16 protein-coding genes are annotated in these 17,625 nt (G+C 66.2%); all 16 read left to right on the forward strand.

Annotated elements, in window-relative coordinates:
- Positions 1 to 1,994 (forward strand): RHS repeat domain-containing protein (locus ABG80_RS04585; protein WP_160322442.1); only part of this gene is annotated, 1,994 nt, incomplete at its 5' end.
- Between the two features lie 27 nt (positions 1,995 to 2,021).
- Complete coding sequence (locus ABG80_RS21875) at positions 2,022 to 2,588, forward strand: hypothetical protein (RefSeq protein ID WP_152987461.1); 567 nt, start codon at positions 2,022 to 2,024, stop codon at positions 2,586 to 2,588.
- A 203-nt stretch (positions 2,589 to 2,791) separates the two neighbouring features.
- On the forward strand, positions 2,792 to 3,316 hold the full coding sequence (gene gspG, locus ABG80_RS04590; RefSeq protein WP_083505816.1) for a type II secretion system major pseudopilin GspG: 525 nt from the start codon (positions 2,792 to 2,794) through the stop codon (positions 3,314 to 3,316).
- A gap of 14 nt (positions 3,317 to 3,330) precedes the next feature.
- A complete protein-coding gene (locus ABG80_RS04595) occupies positions 3,331 to 4,440 on the forward strand; it encodes a type II secretion system F family protein (RefSeq protein ID WP_058086585.1) in 1,110 nt (369 codons plus the stop codon).
- A complete protein-coding gene (locus ABG80_RS04600; protein WP_058086586.1) occupies positions 4,437 to 6,074 on the forward strand; it encodes a GspE/PulE family protein in 1,638 nt (545 codons plus the stop codon). The genes ABG80_RS04595 and ABG80_RS04600 overlap by 4 nt, the downstream gene beginning before the upstream one ends.
- Positions 6,071 to 7,483 carry a pterin-binding domain-containing protein gene (locus tag ABG80_RS04605; protein ID WP_058086587.1) on the forward strand — a complete coding sequence of 471 codons (1,413 nt, stop codon included), beginning with the start codon at positions 6,071 to 6,073 and terminating at the stop codon, positions 7,481 to 7,483. The genes ABG80_RS04600 and ABG80_RS04605 overlap by 4 nt, the downstream gene beginning before the upstream one ends.
- A complete protein-coding gene (locus ABG80_RS04610; RefSeq protein WP_152987462.1) occupies positions 7,480 to 8,157 on the forward strand; it encodes a hypothetical protein in 678 nt (225 codons plus the stop codon). Before ABG80_RS04605 ends, ABG80_RS04610 begins: the two co-directional genes overlap by 4 nt.
- Positions 8,154 to 8,711, forward strand: a complete 558-nt coding sequence (locus ABG80_RS04615) for a hypothetical protein (RefSeq protein WP_152987463.1) — start codon at positions 8,154 to 8,156, stop codon at positions 8,709 to 8,711. The genes ABG80_RS04610 and ABG80_RS04615 overlap by 4 nt, the downstream gene beginning before the upstream one ends.
- Positions 8,712 to 8,713: 2 nt before the next feature.
- Positions 8,714 to 10,930, forward strand: coding sequence for a secretin N-terminal domain-containing protein (locus ABG80_RS04620; protein ID WP_152987464.1), 2,217 nt, complete (start codon positions 8,714 to 8,716; stop codon positions 10,928 to 10,930).
- A gap of 11 nt (positions 10,931 to 10,941) precedes the next feature.
- The gene (locus tag ABG80_RS04625) at positions 10,942 to 11,448 is read left to right on the forward strand and encodes a type II secretion system protein (RefSeq protein WP_058086591.1); all 507 of its coding nucleotides are present in this window, start codon (positions 10,942 to 10,944) and stop codon (positions 11,446 to 11,448) included.
- Between the two features lie 11 nt (positions 11,449 to 11,459).
- A complete protein-coding gene (locus ABG80_RS04630) occupies positions 11,460 to 11,858 on the forward strand; it encodes a type II secretion system protein (RefSeq protein WP_058086592.1) in 399 nt (132 codons plus the stop codon).
- A gap of 23 nt (positions 11,859 to 11,881) precedes the next feature.
- A complete protein-coding gene (locus ABG80_RS22475; protein WP_160322443.1) occupies positions 11,882 to 12,364 on the forward strand; it encodes a type II secretion system protein in 483 nt (160 codons plus the stop codon).
- 71 nt (positions 12,365 to 12,435) lie between these two features.
- A complete protein-coding gene (locus ABG80_RS04640; RefSeq protein ID WP_058086594.1) occupies positions 12,436 to 13,260 on the forward strand; it encodes a LuxR C-terminal-related transcriptional regulator in 825 nt (274 codons plus the stop codon).
- Positions 13,261 to 13,434: 174 nt separating this feature from the next.
- The gene (locus ABG80_RS23370) at positions 13,435 to 14,247 is read left to right on the forward strand and encodes a PEP-CTERM sorting domain-containing protein (protein ID WP_058086595.1); all 813 of its coding nucleotides are present in this window, start codon (positions 13,435 to 13,437) and stop codon (positions 14,245 to 14,247) included.
- A gap of 102 nt (positions 14,248 to 14,349) precedes the next feature.
- Complete coding sequence (locus tag ABG80_RS04650) at positions 14,350 to 15,747, forward strand: hypothetical protein (RefSeq protein ID WP_058086596.1); 1,398 nt, start codon at positions 14,350 to 14,352, stop codon at positions 15,745 to 15,747.
- Between the two features lie 206 nt (positions 15,748 to 15,953).
- A complete protein-coding gene (locus ABG80_RS04655) occupies positions 15,954 to 17,600 on the forward strand; it encodes a ShlB/FhaC/HecB family hemolysin secretion/activation protein (protein ID WP_058086597.1) in 1,647 nt (548 codons plus the stop codon).
- Positions 17,601 to 17,625: the final 25 nt, after the last annotated feature.

The raw sequence follows: 17,625 nt of genomic DNA on the forward strand, positions 1-17,625 counted from the left end.
GGCAGCGTCAAATCCACCCCCGCCAAAGCGGCAAAATAACCCCGTTCCTCAACCCCCTCGGGAGCCCTGTTCAGCAGCCAGAAACTGGCTCCATTACGCCGAACATCCTTGGCTCCATTACGGCGATCCGTGACACTTGGGGCTACACCAAAGACGACAAGGTCGCGTCGATCAAGGTGACGGGTGCCACTCAGTCAACCCCTGACACCACATTCACTTGGGACAGCTACTACCCCCGTGTTCGGCAGATGGTCGACGCCATTGGCACGACCACCTACGACTACGTGCCCCCAGGTACCAACGGTGCGCTTCAGTTGAAGTGCGACAGCGGTGCATGGGCCAATAACGCCATCTGCCACACCTACGACGAACTGGGGCGCCTGTCATCGCGCAGCGTCCAGTCGGCCGATGGCACGGACACCAGCACCTGGGCCTATGACGCCTTGGGGCGTGTTTTGCAGCAGTCGCTGGCCAAGCTGGGGGTGTTCAGCTACGAGTACCTGGGCGACACAGCTCAGGTCACGCGCCGCACGGCTCCTGGCGGCATCGTTTCCACGTTTGACTACGGCGACAACGAAGCCGACCGACGGCTCTCGAAGATCACGCATCCCGTCCCCACGGGCCTGACCTCCCCAATTATCGGTGGATCGCCCAGGCACGTGTTCTCGTATGAGAGCAACCCGTTGGGGCAAGTGACTCGTTTGCTGTCCACCAGTAGCGGGTCACCTCAGAACAGTCGGGATCAGGTCTTCGGGTATGACTTGGCAGATCGGCTGATTTCCAAAGCCGAGTCCAGCTCGGATCCAAGCACGCCTGGGGTGTCCATGACGCAGTACCAGCGCGATGCGGCTGACAACATCGTGAAGATCCCGGCTGCATCGACGCCAGGTTCGTTCTTCGAGCCCTCCGCCACGTTCCAGGTCAATCAACTGAACCAGGCAACGAGCCAGGATGGCGGCAGCCGCACGCATGACCTGAACGGCAATGTGCTGATGGACCAGGCATCCACCTATACCTGGGATGGCCTGGATCGCCTGGTGCGCCGGGCCGCGCGCACCTCGCCCAGCGTGTCCACCTGGCGCTATGACGGCTGGAACCGCCGCGCCGAGCTGACAGAGAACGGCGTGACACGGCGCTACCGCTGGTGTGGTGACGAGATCTGCGCCGTGATGGACACCACCAACAAGGTGCGGGTGCTGCAGCACGGTGACCGGGGTGAAGTCAACGCTGGCCGCGCGCTGGTGTACGGTGAAGATCACTTGGGCAATGTGCGCCACGTTTACAGCGGCACGACGGGCAAGTGGTTGGCCGGCATCGACTATGACAGCCACGGCCGCGCGAAGGACATCAAGTGCGTGCTGGTTGCCGACTGCCAGTTGCCGACGAATGGCGGGTTGAGCAAGGGCTACGCCGGGCTGTATTGGCACGGGCTGTCAGGGCTGTACTTGGCAACGTATCGGGCCTACGATCCTCGGGCGATGCGGTGGTTGAGCAGGGATCCGATTGAGGAGGCGGGTGGGGATAACTTATACGCATATGTCGACGGCAATCCGATTAATTTGTCAGACTCCGCAGGTTTGGCGCGTGGTGATCAATCCTGGTGCAAAAGGCAAAAAGAACGAGTTGATAACATACAGAATAAAATTAATGAACGTGTTGGTGAGTTGAAGGAAAATCCGATGAATCTTCCAGAAGCCTGTCCTGGGGATGATTTGCTTCCTAGTCTGAGCAGAAGAGGGCATCGTAAGCTTATAAATGTCGACAAAGCGAATCTTGCGGCCCAAAAGGCTCTATACGATGCATACTGTAAAGGGCCGCCGGCACCTCCTGCTCCGGCCGCGCCGTATGGTTCTCCGGGAAGCGGGACCGCTACGGATTTGTCTAATGGTGAAGTGGCAGCGGCAGCGGCGGCGGCAGCGGCGGCTGGTGTTTCGATGTGCGTGCCCTGTAGCATCGGTGTTGCGATAGGCGGATTGGCTGCGCAAGGCCGCTAGTCAGGGCCTTTTCGATGTGAGGTGGTTATGAGTAAATTTGAAGGCCCCGTGTCCGGGATTTTTAATTCTCTGGACAGTGGAGGTGCAGATTTTGTCAGTGCGTGCAATCAGTTGGATTCTGAAATATTTGATGAGGCCAAGTTCTCGCCAGATATTTTTTCTGGCTTGATTGACGTTCTTCAAGATACTCGGTTGCATGGGCTGAATGATTCTGTTTTTTTGCTGAAAATATTTGAATATAATGTCGATTTGTTGGATGAGGGTCAGTGCGGGTGTTTTGTGAGTATTTTAAAATCAACGTTCGGGCTTTTTTCTGATGAGGCGGCCTCAATTTTGAGTGTGGAGCTTCTTGTCGAGATTGGTGATGGTTCGGTAGTCTTTGATTTTTTCAAGACATTTGCGAGCAAATCAACGGCCAGCAAGGTTCAGTGTTTGGCGGTACATGGATTCAGTTGGCTTGTCAAAAAGACCGACAACAACCATTTGAGGGGATTGTGTTTGGCTGAACTCAGCAAAGTCGCGGATTTTAAAAATGGCGCGGCTAGTGCTGAGGCAGAAATAGAACTGCGTCGGCGTGCAGCGCATCCGCGCTGAGATTTTGTGTGAACTTGAAAACCGGGGCGGAGCCCTGTGTGGGCGGCTTTGTCTCATATCTCAATGCTTGAGCACCCATCCTTAAAAAAACGATCGGGAGCTGCGTTGTCACAAAGCTGTCAGGGATGGGCCAATAGGATCACGCCTGTCGCGTTGACCGGGCCCACTCCAGGCCTCGGGCCAGCGCAGGAAGGATTGTCCCGATGATCACGCGTCAAGCGCCCCGCTGTGGGGTGCAGGCTGAACTCGTCCCTGTTGTTTCGGTTGCCGGTCGGTCGGTGACGGGTTCGGTTGCACGCGTGGCTCATGCGAGGGGGCATGCGAGTCGTCACTTGGGTTTCACGCTGCTCGAGCTGCTGGTGGTGCTGGTCATCATTGGCCTGCTGGCAGGTTATGTGGGGCCGCAGTTCTTCAAGCAGATCGGCAAGTCCGAGAGCAAGACGGCCACGGCGCAGGTCGATGCCTTGAGCAAGGCCCTGGACCAGTACCGCCTGGACACCGGCCGCTACCCGAGCACCGAACAAGGTCTGGGCGCGCTGTGGGTGCAGCCCGCTGGCGAGACGCGCTGGTGGGGGCCCTATTTGCGCAAGGCGCCGCCCAAGGACCCGTGGGGCCGCGACTACGGCTACCGCGCACCCGGCGAGCATGGCGAGTACGACCTGTTCACGCTGGGCAAGGATGGCCGCGAAGGCGGTGGTGGCGAAGACCAGGACATCACCAGTTGGTGAGTGCAGGCCTGCCGATGAACCGCCCCACCCAAACTGCGCACGCTCAGCGTGGCGCGACGAAGCAGCCCTGGTGGCAGCAGCCATTGGCCGGGCGCCAGGTGGCCTTCCCGCGCCGCCTGTTCTGCCAGGAGCTGGCCGTGCTGCTGGACGCCGGCATCCCGCTGTTCGAGGCCATCGCCACGTTGCGCGAGAAGGAGTCGTCGCCCGATGTGGCGCGGGTGCTGTCGCGGCTGAACATGGCGCTGTCCGAAGGGCGCCCTTTGGCGCAGGCCATGCGTGAGCAGCCCGAGGCCTTCAGCACGCTGTTGATCGCTTCCATCGAAGCCAGCCAGCGCACCGGCCAGACGCCGCAGGCGCTGCGCCAGCACGCCGCTTACCTGGCCTGGGTGACGGGTTTGCGCGACAAGCTGGTGGGCGCGGCCATCTACCCGCTCATCCTGATCTCGGCCAGCCTGTTGGTGATGGCCTTCCTGACCGTGTTCGTGGTGCCGCGCTTTGCCGAAATCTACGAGGGCATGGGTGGCGAGCTGCCGGTGCTGTCGGGCTTGCTGCTCAAGCTGGGCACGGCGGTGGGGGCGCACCCTTGGTGGTTCGTCATGGGGCTGGTGGGCTTGGTGGTGATGGCGCTGGCGGCCTGGCGTTCGCCTTCGGTGCGCGCTGCAGCGGCCGATCGGCTCTGGCGCACGCCGGTGATCGGGCCGCGCTTGCGTTTGATCGAGCTGGCCTCGCTGTACCGCACGCTGGGTTTGCTGCTGCAGGCCGGGGTGGCCGTGGTGCCGGCGCTGGAGGCCACGCTGGAGCTGGTGGGCCCGTCGCTGCGGCCCTCGTTGGTGAGCGCGCGGCGCAAGGTGCAGGAGGGCACGCGCCTGTCGGATGCGCTGCAAGCCAACGGCCTGTGCACGCCGGTGTCGTTGCGCATGATCCGCGTGGGCGAGCAGACCGGCGAACTCGGCCCGATGCTCGAGCGAGCCGCCACTTTCTACGACGAAGAGCTGGCGCGCTTCACCGAGTGGGTGGGCAAGGTCATCAGCCCGGCGCTGATGTTGATCATGGGTGTGCTGATCGGCAGCATCGTGGTGCTGATGTACCTGCCCATCTTCCAGGTGGCGGAGCAGATCCAGTGAACGCCCAACTCCAGCCTGCGCAAGGCGCATCGACGGATTTGCCACCGCCCGCCCATGCAGCGGCGGGGCCTGTCGACCAGGTGATGGCCGAGGTGGCCGCCGACACCATGTTGGCCTGGCAACCCGATTGGCGGGCCTGGCCGCTCAACCGAGCCTTGCGCCTGAAGGCGGTGGTGGTGCGGGACGAGGCGGGGGGGGCATGGGCCCTGGCGCGCGATGCCTCGAACGCGTTGTTGCGCGAAGCAGTGAGCCGCGCCGTGGCCGCACCGCTGCGCTGGCGCGAGGTCGACGAGGATGCGCTCGGCCTGTGGCTGGCGCGTGGAGAGCAGGCCTTCGAGGCCCGGGGCACCTTGTTGCCCATCGCTTCCGCAGCGGACGCCGCGTCAGGTCAGGCGGGCCAGGCCCTGTCGGTGGACACCATTTCGCGCGAGAGCAGCCCCGTGGTGCGCCTGCTGGACGCCACCTTGTTCGACGCGCTCAAGGCCCAGGCCAGCGACCTGCACCTCGAATCCACCGCGCAGGGCATGGTCATCCGCCACCGCCTGGACGGCGTGATGGTGCACGTGGGCGACATCGGCTCGCGCGAAGTGGCCGAGCAACTGGTCTCGCGCCTGAAGGTGATGGCCGAGCTCGACATCGGGGAGCGCCGCCTGCCGCAGGACGGGCGCTTCAAGCTGCGCGTGCAGCAGTCTGCCAATGCCGGGGCAGACGGCGTGCGCGAGGTGGACTTTCGCGTCTCCATCATGCCCAGCAGCTTTGGCGAAGACGCGGTGCTGCGCATCCTCGACCGCTCGCGCCTGGCGGCCGAGCAGCAGGCGCTCAGCCTAGAAGGCCTGGGCTTTGAAGCCGATGACGCGGCCGTGGTGCGCCGCCTGGCGCGCAAGCCTTACGGACTGTTGTTGGTGACCGGTCCCACGGGCAGCGGCAAGACGACCACGTTGTATGCCGTGGTGCAGGAGATCAACGATGGCGCCGACAAGATCATCACCATCGAAGACCCGGTGGAGTACCAACTCGGCGGCGTGGTGCAGATCCCCGTCAACGAGAAAAAGGGCCTGACCTTCGCGCGCGGCCTGCGCAGCATCCTGCGCCACGACCCCGACCGCGTGATGGTGGGTGAGATCCGCGACGCCGAAACCGCGCAGATCGCCTCGCAGGCCGCGCTCACTGGTCACCTGGTGCTGTCCACGATCCACGCCAACAACGTCTTCGACGTGGTGGGCCGCTTCATGCACATGGGGGTCGACCTGTACAACATGGTCTCGGCGCTCAACGGCGTGGTGGCGCAGCGCCTGATGCGCAAGCTGTGCACGCACTGCGCCCAGCCGTGGCAGCCCTCGGCGAGCGATCTGCGTGCCGCGCAACTGCCGCTGGACGCCAACGGCCGCTTCATGCGCGCGGTGGGCTGCACGCATTGCCGTGGCACCGGCTACCGAGGCCGCCAGGCGATCGCCGAGATCTTGCTGATGGACGACACCTTGCGCGATCTCATCGTGGCGCGCGCACCGCTGACGCAGGTCAAGGCGCACGCGCGCGCCAGTGGCACGCGGCTGCTGCGCGAAGCGGCGCTGGCGGCCGTGCTGCGTGGCGAGTCCACCATCGACGAACTCAACCGCGTGACGCTGGTCGAATGAACGCGCCCACCCACATCCCTGCAACGGCCGAGGTGGACACCTTCTCGTCGGCGCGTTCGGGCGTGTCCCGGTTGCTGCGGCGCTGGCGCCATCGCATGGCCAGTTGGCGCAGTCCGCTGGCCTTGATGTTGCCGGCCGATGTGCAAGCAAGCGGTGGGGCCCATGCGATCACCGAGCTCACCCAGGCCTTTGATGAATGGGCTGCGGCCCATGAAGGCGCGGCCGTTGAGCTGTCGCTGTCGTCGCATGTGCTGCTGATGCGGGCCGATGGCGACCTGACCGATGCGCAGGCCTTGCGCGAGCGGGCAACCGAGCGTTGGGCGCACTACCTTGATTTGCCCGCAGGGGGCTTTGACACCGACTGGCTGGTGCAGACCTCGCTGGATCAGGTTCAGGCACCCGTGGCCGTGGCATGCGCTGTGCCGAGTGCGCTCGCCCAGGGTCTGCAAGCGGTGGCGCGTCGACATGGCCTGGCCTTGCGCGCCCTGCAGCCCTGGTGGGCCGGGTCCTTGGCCAGCGCCTGGCGGGATCTGCCGCCACCCACCGATGGGCAGGCAACGCGCCTTTGGGTCTGGCGCGAAGGGGCCTGGCAGACCCAAGCCCGGGTGAGCGCCGAGTCGGGGCGATGGGTGTTGCGTTCCTTGGCCTTCGTGGCGGCTGACCCGCTGGATCGCACCGAGGCGGCAGACCTCGTGTTCGATGCATCGGACATCGCTCATGTGGGCGGTGCAACTGAAGCGGCCGATGCGGCTCAAGCGCTCAGCCAGCAGCCGTTTGCAGCTCGGGCCGGCTGGCGCGGCCGGGCTGATCAGGTGGACTGGGCCGAGTCGCTGAATTTCAGCGGCCCGCGCGTGCGCACGTCCTTTTGGTCCTGGGCTTTGCTGGCCCTGGGGGCCATCGCGGTGGTGCACGCCATGGACTTGTCCTCGCAGCTGGTGGACAGCGAACAAGCCACCCAAGCCGAGCTGAGCAGGCTGCAGGCGCACGCCCGGGCCAAGCCAAGCGCCGCGGCCGTGTCGTCGGCGGATCAGGCGGTGAAGGTGTCATCCCAGGCGCAGGCGCCGGTGCTGCAGCCTGATGGCTGGCGTTCGGCGGCGCAACTCGCGGCCTGGTTGGGGCACCCCTGGGCTGCTGCGCTGGATCACGCCGACGCCACGGCGCACCAGCGCGGCATCTCGCTGACGGGTTTTCAAGTGGATTTGAGCGCATGGGGTGCCCGCGCAGGGCAGCCGCTGGCCTGGCGCCTGCAGGCGGCCGTGCCCGATGACGCCACGGCGCTGCAATGGGTTCAAGAGCTGGGCCCGCAAGCCGAGTTGCAAAGGCGCGATGCGCTGCCTCAGCCGGTGCCCAGCGAACGCGGGACGCTGTCCTGGCGCATCGACGTGAGCTCGGGCGGAGGGCAGCCATGAGCGCTTCCACACACGCGTCGCCGATGTCGCCATCGCCAACCGATGCTGCGGCGGCTCGGGCTCGGGCGGTGCAAGCGCCCCGCTGGTTGCGCCAGTTGGGCTGGCCCGGCCTGATGGGCGCCGCGCTGCTCTTGGCCTGCGCCTGGTTCACGCAACTGGAGCTGCCCAGGCGCCACGAGGCGCTGGCGCAGGCCGAGTCCGATGTGCGGCGCCTGCGGCACGGGCTCATCGCTCGGGCCACGCCAGGCAGCGCGGTCGCCTCAGAGGCCGATCGGCGTAATGAGCCGCCTAAGGCCTGGGCCAGCCTGTGGTCGAGCCTGCCCGATGAAGGCCAGCGCATGGCTCGGCAGGCGCGCGTGCTGGACTCGGCCGCGCAAGTGGGTGTGCCCTTGCAGTCAGTGCAGTGGCAAGGCGAAGCCGTGAAGTGGCTGGCACCAGCTGGTGCTGACACCGCGACCAGCGGCTTGTGGCGCCAGCGCATGACCATGCCGGTGCAGGTGCCATACCCCGCCTTGCGCACCTGGCTCGATCGCCTGCAGCGCGAGACCGGGCTGACCGTGGACGCCATCGACATCCAGCGCAGCGACGTGCAGTCCGACCAGGTGCGTGCGCAGGTGAGCCTGTCGCTGTGGTGGCGGCAGTCGGCGTCATCGCTGAGGGGAAAGGCGCCATGAGGCCCCCCTTGCTGATCGCCCTGGCGGTGGCGCTGGCTGCGACCTTGTGGTTGCAGCAGGGCGAAGAAGACACCGGTGACATCCAGGTGGCCGAGCGGCCGCGAGCAGGGGCTCGGCCTGAAGTTCGGCCCGAAGTCCGTGACACCGAACCCGCAGCCACGCAAGCCTGGTTGGTCGATCGCGTGCAGGCCCTTCAGGCGCAGCGCGTGCAGGTCGATGCTTTGCCGCCGCCGAGAGCCATGAGCGCGACCACCCCATCGGCCTGGGCTGCGGCCGTGCCGCCTGCGCCGCCGGCACCCAGGCAGGCGCGAGCCGTGGACGCCGCCCCCGTGGCACCGCCCTTTCCGCACCAGTGGGTGGGCCGCTTCGATGACGACGCCATGGATGGCAAGAAGGCCCTGCGCCGTGCCGTCATCAGTGGCCCGGTTTCCACCTGGGTGGCCCGCGAGGGCGATGTCATCGAAGGGCAGTGGCGCGTTGACCAGATCCAGGAGCGGCTCATGCGGCTGACTTACCTGCCGCTTCAGCAGAGCCAGACGGTGGCCATGAAATGAACATGCGTGACTCCATTTTTCCGATCCTGTTGGCGGTGACGCTGCTGGCAGGTTGTGCCGGTCCTCAGGCCTTGAGCGAGGCCGATGAACTGGCCCGGTTCGGGCAACACGAAGCCGCGGTGCAGCGCCTCGAGCAAGCCAGCTTGCAGGACCCAGCCGACGCCCGCCTGCGCCTGGCCTTGATCCAGGCCCGCGAGCGGGCGGTGAACCAGCTGCTGGCCCAGGCCCCCCAAGGTCGCAGCGACGAGAGCCAGTCGGCTTTACGCGGCTTGCTGGATCGCCTGCAGGCCGTGGCTCCGCAGCACCCGCGCACGCTCGCCTTGCAGGCCGAGGTGCAGCGCAGGCAGCGTCACACGCTGCGACTGGGCGAGGCCCGCCAAGCCATCGAAGCGGGGCGGCTCGATCGCGCCGAAGCCACCTTGCGCGAGCTGCTGGCCGAAGACGCAGGCCACCCCGCAGCGCGTGACCTGCTGGGCGACATCGAGTCACGTCGCCAGGAGCAGGTGCGCCAGCAGGCCACGCTGACGCTGGGCACGGGTGTCAAGCCCGTGACGCTGGAATTCCGTGAAACCCCGCTCAAGACGGTGTTCGAGGCCCTGGCCCGCGCGGCCAACCTCAACTTCGTTTTCGACAAGGATGTGCGGGGTGACGCCAAGACCACGGTCTTTCTGCGCAACATCTCGGTGGAAGAGGCCTTGCGGGTCATCCTGAGCACGCAGCAACTTGGCCACCGCCTGCTCAACGAGAACACGGTGCAGGTCTTCCCGGCCACGCAGCAGAAGAACCGCGACGTGCTCGAGACCGTCACGCGCACCTTCTACCTGGTCAACACCGACCCCAAGCAGGCCCAGGCCCTGGTGCGCACCGTGGCCAAAACGCGCGATGTCTTCATCGACGAGCGCCTGAACATGATGGTGGTGCGCGACACGCCCGAGGTCGTGCGCCTGATCGAGCGCCTCATCCAGGGCCTGGACGTGGCCGAGCCCGAGGTGGTGCTCGAGCTCGAGGTCATGGAGGTCTCCAGCAAGGTGCTCGACAAAGTGGGCATCGACCTGCCCGCCTCGGCCTCTTATGGTTTGCCTGGCGCGGTCAGCACGGTCTCGTCGGCCAGCGGCCTGAGCTGGCTGGTGCCCAACCCCGTGGCCGTGGCCAATCTGCGCAGCACGCGCGGCAGCAGCAACATCCTGGCCAACCCGACCATCCGCGCGCGCAACCGCGAGAAGGCCAAGGTGCTGCTGGGTGAAAAGCGCCCGGTGTTCACCACCACGTCCACCGCCAACGTGGGCGTTTCTGCCTCGGTCACCTACCTGGATGTGGGCCTCAAGCTCGAGATCGAGCCCCAGGTTCAGCTCGACAACGACGTCACCATCAAGGTGGCGCTCGAGGTCAGCAGTGTGACCAACGAGGTGACCGGCCCGCAAGGCTCGATCGCCTACCAGATCGGCACGCGACAGGCCTCGACCACGCTGCGCATCCGCGATGGCGAAACGCAGATCCTCGCCGGCCTACTCAACGACAGCGAAAGCCGCACCTCCACCGGCTTGCCCGGCCTGCACCAGATCCCCGGCCTGGGCAAGCTCTTTGGCACCGACATCGACACGCGCGACAAGACCGAGGTCATCTTGCTGATCACGCCGCGCATCGTGCGCAACGTCATGCAACCGACGTCGACCGCGGGCTTCCTGCCGTCGGGCACCGAGGCGCAACCGGGCTTGGCGCCCTTGAGCCTGCGACCCGGGGCCAAGGCCAGCACGATGCAGGCGCGCGGCGGCATGTCGACCTCGCTGTCGGCCGTGCAAGCTGGTTCGGGTCGATCGGCGACGCCCGCTGGCGGACCGCAAGAAGGCATCAGCGGGCCCGAGGTCGTGATGTCGGGCGCTTCCTTCCAGGTGATGGTGCACAACCCTGGCGACCAGCCGCTGAGCACCAGCGTGCTGGTGGATGCCAGCGTGCTGAGCATCGTGGCGCCGGGTGGCGAGTCGGGGCGCATCGCGCTGACCGTGCCCCCGCGTGGCTCGGCCCCTGTGATGCTGCGCGCCCGCAAGGACGTGCGCTCGTCCGACACCGAGGTCACGCTGGACTCGGGCGGACAGCCCTTGCGCCTGAAGGTGCGCGAGCCGTCTTTGGCCGACGCGGGTGAGCCTCAGGATGCCGGTGCGGGCGCGCCCCCCGATGCAGCGGACGCAGGCGGCCCGGCTGGATCGCAGCCTGATCGCTGAAAGCTGTGCCCATGCGCAGATCGCCCCACCACACCACGGCCCAGCGGCGATCAGCCCATGCTGGCTTCACCCTCATCGAGATGGTGGTGGTGGTGATGATCGTGGGCATCCTGGCCAGCGCGGCCATGCCCTTGGCGGCGCTGAACAAGCGCCGTGGGCAGGAGGCCGAGTTGCGCCAGGCCCTGCGCACGCTGCGCATGGCCATCGACGAACACAAACGCGCCTGGGACACCGGGCGCATCGAGAAAAAAGCCGACGCCTCGGGCTACCCCACCAGCCTGGATGCGCTCGTTCAAGGCGTGCCGGACGCCAGCAGCCCGACAGGTCAGCGCATCTACTTCCTGCGCCGTTTGCCGCGCGACCCCTTTGCCGACCCACAGCTGCCCGCCGCGCAGACCTGGGCCACGCGCAGCTACGCCAGCCCGCCCGATGCGCCCGCTGCCGGGGCGGATGTGTTCGATGTGGCCTCGCGCACGCCGGGCGTGGGCCTGGACGGCCAGCCCTACCGGCAGTGGTGAGGAGCGATCGCATGCGCCCCGCAAGACGCCGAAACCGCCATCGCGGCTTCACCCTCATCGAGCTCATCGTGGTGCTGGCCATCGTGGGTCTGCTGGCCAGCATCGTCGCGCCCCGCTACGTGCGCACGGTGGACAACGCCCGCGAGGCTTCGCTCAAGACTTCGCTCAACGTCATGCGCGACGCCATCGACAAGTACGCGGCCGACAGGGGCCGCTACCCCGAATCGCTCGACGAGATGGTGCAGCTGGGCTACCTCAGGCAGGTGCCCGAGGACCCGATCACCGGTCGCCGAGACAGCTGGCAGATGCTCCCCGCCCGCCCGGACAGCGCCGTGCCCGGCCAGGTGGCCGACGTGCGCAGCGGTGCGGCTGGGCGGGCGCAAGACGGCCGCCCTTACAGCGCCTGGTGAGCTTTGGGGGCAGGCGCATGCACGTGCTTCGACCCACCCATCGGCATGCGCGCATTCGCGTTCGCACGCGCCAGGCCGGCTTCACCTACCTGATGCTTCTGTGGTGGGTGGCGCTGTCCGGCCTGATGCTGGCGGCCATGGCCCAGAGCTGGGTGCTGGATGCCCGCCGAGCGCGCGAGGCCGAGCTGGTCTGGCGTGGCGAACAATTCCGCCAGGCCATCGAGGCCTACGCCAGCGTGCCGGTGGGCGAGGGCCAGTCGCAACTTCCCCGGCGGCTCGAGGACCTGCTGGAAGACCGCCGCAGTGGCGAATTGCAGCGCCACCTCAAGCGCATCTGGCCCGACCCCATCACCGGGCGCCCCGAATGGGGCCTGGTGCGAGAGGGCGATGGCATCACGGGGGTGCACAGCCTGTCGGCGGCGCGCCCACTGAACGCACCCGAGGGCGTGCTTCGTTACGAGCAATGGACTTTTGTGCTGGGCCAACCCCAGGCGATGCGCCCCTGAGCCGAGTGGAGGTTTCGTCAAGAAACCGTCACGGGCGGTCCCTAGACTGCTGCGGTTCACCCCCACACACCATGACGACCACAACCATCGCCCCAGACCAATCGGAAGTGCTCCTTCGCGTCATCGAAGCCGCTCCGCAGGTCTGCCGCCGGCACCAGTTCTTCGTCTGGACCCAGGGCGACTTCCAGTGCTGGTTGCCGCACAAGCTCAGCCTGTGCGGCAGCTACGACCGAGATCAACGCGAGCTGGTGTTCGATCTCTTCAACAGCCTGCCCATGCCCGACCCCGTGACCCGCGCATTGCGCGATCGGCGCAGCGCGCTGGTGTCGGCCGCGTTGACGAGCTGGCAGCGCGGCCGCGGCCAGGCCGTGGTGCTGGACATCCGGCAGTTGCCCGCGCATGACGCCCTGGTGAGCGAACTCGTGGCCCTGGGCTATGGCCGCTTCATCGTTCACGGGCTCACGCGACCGGGGCGCCCTGACGAGGTCGAGAGCATTTTCCTGTTCGGCCAACCCGGGCCTGATGCCGAAGACAACGCCAGGCAGGCGCTGGACATGCTGCTGCCTTGCGTTCACCTGGCCTACCAGCGCGTGTGCGTGACCGAACGCCAGATGAGTCAGTCTCGTCCTGGGGCTTCGGCTGCGATCAATGGCGTCGCTCTCAGGCCCTCGCCCATCACCGAGCGCGAACGCGAAATCCTGGTCTGGGTTCGCGACGGGCTGAGCAACCAGCAGATCAGCGAGAAGCTGGGCATCAGCGCGCTGACGGTCAAAAACCACGTTCAGAAGATCCTGCGCAAGCTGGGCGCGGCCAACCGCGCGCAGGCCGTGGCCAAGGCCATGAGCATGAACGCGCTGGGTGCGGCGAACTTCCACCTGGGCGAGTCCTCGGTGTGATCCGTTCGGCTCATCGGTGAGCCGCCATGGTCTGCCCGGCTCACGGGGAACCACCGGGTTCGATCGCACGCATGTCACACGCCCCCAACACACTTCGTGCAACTCAGGAGCAGGTTGTCCATGGGCCTGAGTGAAACCCACAAGTTCTGCCTAACCTTGAACGGAGAGACCCCAATGAAACTGCAACACATCGTGGCCGCTGTGGCCCTGGCCGCTTCCGGCACCGCTTTCGCCAACGTGCTGGACCCGCTGGCTGCTGGCGGCCTGGGCGGTGAAATGTCCCTGACCGTCTACAGCGCCCAGGCTCAGGCCTCCGTGCTGATCGACACCGGCATCATGCTGGCCGACTTCCGCAGCCTGTTCGCCACCGGAGCCAAGGAATACACCCTGGACCTGGGCTCCAACGCCGCCTTCAACAACTTCCTGGCCCTGGCTGGTGACGCCACCGACATCCGCTTCACCTTCTTCGGTGGCGACAACTCGGGTCCTCAGGCTGCTGCCCGCACCATGATCACCACCGTGAGCGGCGACGCCACGGCCGTGACCAACGGCAACATCGCTGATTCGCTGAATCAGATCAAGAGCAACTACCTCGATGCCGCGAACCTGAAGCCGGCCATCAACGTCAGCATGGGTGGCGAGGCCAACGGCTCGCTGCTGGCCCAGAAGGGCACGGACGGCAACGCCTACTTCCTGGAATTGCTGGGCTCCACGTTCCGCGGCAATTTTGTGGACACCAGCGCCGCCATCGGCACCTCGGTGGCCATCTATGACTTCGTGCGCAGCAGCACCAGCTCCGGTATCGGTGCCACCGAGTCGGCCCTGATCGGCCAAGGCGGCGGTGCTGCCGAAGCACGCCTGACCAAGAACGCCGCTGGCGCCTACGTGTTCAACGTTTCGGCCATCCCTGAGCCCAGCAGCTACGCCCTGGCCCTGGCCGGTCTGGCCTTGGTCGGTGCCGTCGCTCGCCGCCGCGCCGCCAAGTGATGCCCCAAGGGGGCAAGGCCTGAACTTGCCCTCACCTTGATCCCGGGCGTGCGCCCGGGGTCCGCTCCTGCCCGCTCCTTGCCCAACCCTCACGAGGTTCTCATGAAACTGCGTCTCCTCTCGCTGGCCGCCATGGCCGCTTTCGTCGGCCAGGCCCACGCCCTGACCCCCGCCCAGATCGACACCGCACGCGCCGACGGCAGCCTGCTGGAAGTCACCATGTCCGGCGCCACCGCGCTGTCGGGCACCATCGGTGGCCTGTTCACCCAGAACTGCAAGTCCGGCACCCAGGACATCTACCTGAACGACGCCGCCCTGTTCTCGGGTGAAACCGTCAACGGCAACATCGTCAAGGCCTACAGCTGCGAGCTGAACGCCACCAACGACTTCGGCGCCGCCTACGCCAACAAGAAGGTGCTGTTCCAGAAGTCGGACCAAGGCGGTTCGGGCAACGGCGTGTTCCCCGTTGCCACCAACAGCCTGATGCCCTTCCTGAACGTCAGCGCTGCCACCTGCAACGCCACCACCAAGGTGTGCTCGACCATCGCCCAAAAGCGCCCTGACGGCGGCGTCTCCGACGTCTCGCCCATCGGCTTCAACCCCTCGGCCAACCGCCCCCTGAGCCCCATCGACTTCTCGGCCAACGCCGACGTGTCGAACAGCGACTTCCAACAAGTCCAAGGCGTGCTGCAGACCATCTTCGGCCTGGCCATCAGCAACGAGCTGTACACCGCCCTGCAAACCGACCAAGCCACCACCGGCCGCCCCGTCGTGTCCAAGGCCGTGATCGCTTCCATGCTGTCCAACACCTACAACCCTGAACTGGGCTGGGCCCCGTTGTTCCGCAACGCCGCCAACATCAACGGCAAGACCCAGATCAACATCTGCCGCCGCGTCAACGGCTCGGGCACCCAGACCTCGGCCAACCGCTTCTGGCTGGAGTACGGTTCCAACGTCGACGGCCTCATCCCCGCCGACAACGCCAACAACTCGTTCTTCCCCAACGACTTCAACAACGCCAAGCCTGCCGACGACCTGCTGATGATCTACGAAGGCTCCACCACCGGCAACGTGCGTGACTGCCTGGCCAAGGCCAACGACAACGGCGCTTTCGCCATCGGCCACGTGTCGCTGGAAAACGCCCCGACCGCCAAGTGGAAGTTCGCCGCCATCGACGGTGCCGAGCCTTCGCGTGACAACGCCAAGCGTGGTTTCTACGACTACGTGTTCGAGTCGACCGTTCAGGTCGCCAAGACCGGCAACTCCGCTGCTGGTCGTGCCTTCATGGTCGAGTTCACCAAGGCCGCTCAAAAGTCGACCAACCTGAACGCCCTGAGCGTGGCCAACCAGGCTGGCGTGATGACCCTGCCGTTCGCAGCTGACTGCCCTGCCACCTTCTCCTTCGTGGCCGCTGGCACCGCTGGTGAAACCTCGGTCAACAAGTTCTGCGGCCGCGTCAGCCGTCCGAACCCCTCGAACGCCCTGGTCATCGTCAAGTGATCGGTCTGAGGGCCTGAGCCCCGCAAGGGCTCGCGTTCTCCCAACCCGGTGCTGCCTTGTGCAGCGCCGGGTTTCTTTTTGCCTGCTCGCGAGCCATCGTTCATCGGGGCCATCTCGGCGTGACCACCCAGGTGGGGGTCATTGAGCCATTCGGATCATGGGTTTCCACGACCCTTTCACGGCGCGTCGCCACACTCGCGCGCACCATGCCCCAACGCCCCGCCGTCCCCATCGCAAGCCGCCTGGCCTTTGGCCTGATCCTGGCTGTCATCGCCTCATCGCCTTCGGCCCAGACCGGCGCTGCCGCGGCACCTGAAGCCAGCGAGTCGCCCCAAGGCGCTCGCTTTGATGTGCTGGAGTTCGAGGTCGATGGCAACACCGTGCTGCCGGTCGAAGCGGTCGAGCGCGCCATCACGCCCTACCTGGGCCTGGGCAAGGCCTTTGCCGATGTCGAGGCCGCGCGCGCCGCACTCGAGAAGACCTACCAGGACGCCGGCTACGTCACCGTGTTCGTGGACCTGCCCGAGCAAGAGGTGTCCCAAGGTGTGGTGCGCCTGCGCGTGCTCGAAGGGCAGATCAGCCGCCTGAAGGTGACCGAAGCCAAGTACCACGACCCCGGTCTCATCCGTGAGCGCGTGAGCGAGCTGGCGCCGGGCAAGGTGCCCAATTTCAACGTGGCGCAGGCCCAGCTGGCCGACCTCAACCGCACCGAAGATCGCCGCGTGCAGCCCATCCTGAGCCCGGGCCCCGTGCCCGGCACGGTCGAGGCCGAGCTCAAGGTGTCCGACAAGCTGCCGCTGAGCTTCACGGTTGAGCTCAACAACCGCCAGGTGCAGTTCACCGACCCGCTGCGCCTGCAGGTCATGGGCCGCTACGGCAACCTATTTCAGGAAGACCACACGCTGTCGTTCATCGGCATCGTCACGCCGCAGGACCCCAAGCAGAGCAAGGCCTTTGGCCTGAACTACCTCATCCCGCTGCCCGAAGGCAGCTCCTGGCAGGCCTCGTTGCTGGTGTCCGACAGCTCGGTGCAGCCGCTGGGTGGCACCAACGTGGTGGGCAAGGGCTTCAATGTGGCGCTCAAGCGCACCTGGGGCCTGCCGGCGGGGCAGGGCTTCTATCACGGGCTCACGATCGGGCTCGAATACAAAAACACGCGCGAGCGCATCAACGCGGGCGCAGACGGCAGCACCTTGTCCAGCCCGCTGCGCTATGCCCCTCTGGTCATGGACTACAGCGCCACCTGGGTTCGCGGCGAGCAGGTCACCACGCTGACGGCGGGTGGCACCTTTGCGCAGCGCCGCGTGGCGCGCCGCAACGTCGATTGCTTTGGCCAGGAAGACCAGTTCGGCTGCAAGCGCGAAGAGGGTGACGGCAGCTTCGCCGCCTTCCGCGTGGACGCGACCCACACGCACCCCTTGCCTGCTGGCCTGTCAGCCCGCTGGCGCCTGGGCGCGCAGTTTGCCAACCAGCCCCTGGTGGGCGCCGAGCAGTTCTCGGTCGGTGGTTTTGACACCGTGCGCGGCTATTACGAGGCCGAGATCCTGGGGGATTCGGGCTCGCACCTGGGTCTTGAAGTGTCAGGCCCCAACTGGGGTGGCGGCAACGATGGCTCCTGGCGCGGTGCCTTCTCCGAGTTGCAGGCCTACGGCTTTGCCGAAGCCGGCCGCATCAGCACGCAGAACGCATCCGACGGCAGCCCCACGCAGGTGGCGGGGGCGGGCCTGGGCTTGCGCTTGAGGATGCCCTCGAGCCTGGCCGCCAGCGTCGACGTGGCCTGGCCCCTGAAGACCACCACCGCCACCCAGAAGGGCCACCCCCGTGTGCACGCCCGACTGATCCACGAATTCTGATCGCCCCCCCGATCTCCCCGGTCAC

Source organism: Aquabacterium parvum (assembly GCF_001447195.1).
Classification (GTDB): Bacteria; Pseudomonadota; Gammaproteobacteria; order Burkholderiales; family Burkholderiaceae_C; genus Aquabacterium; species Aquabacterium parvum.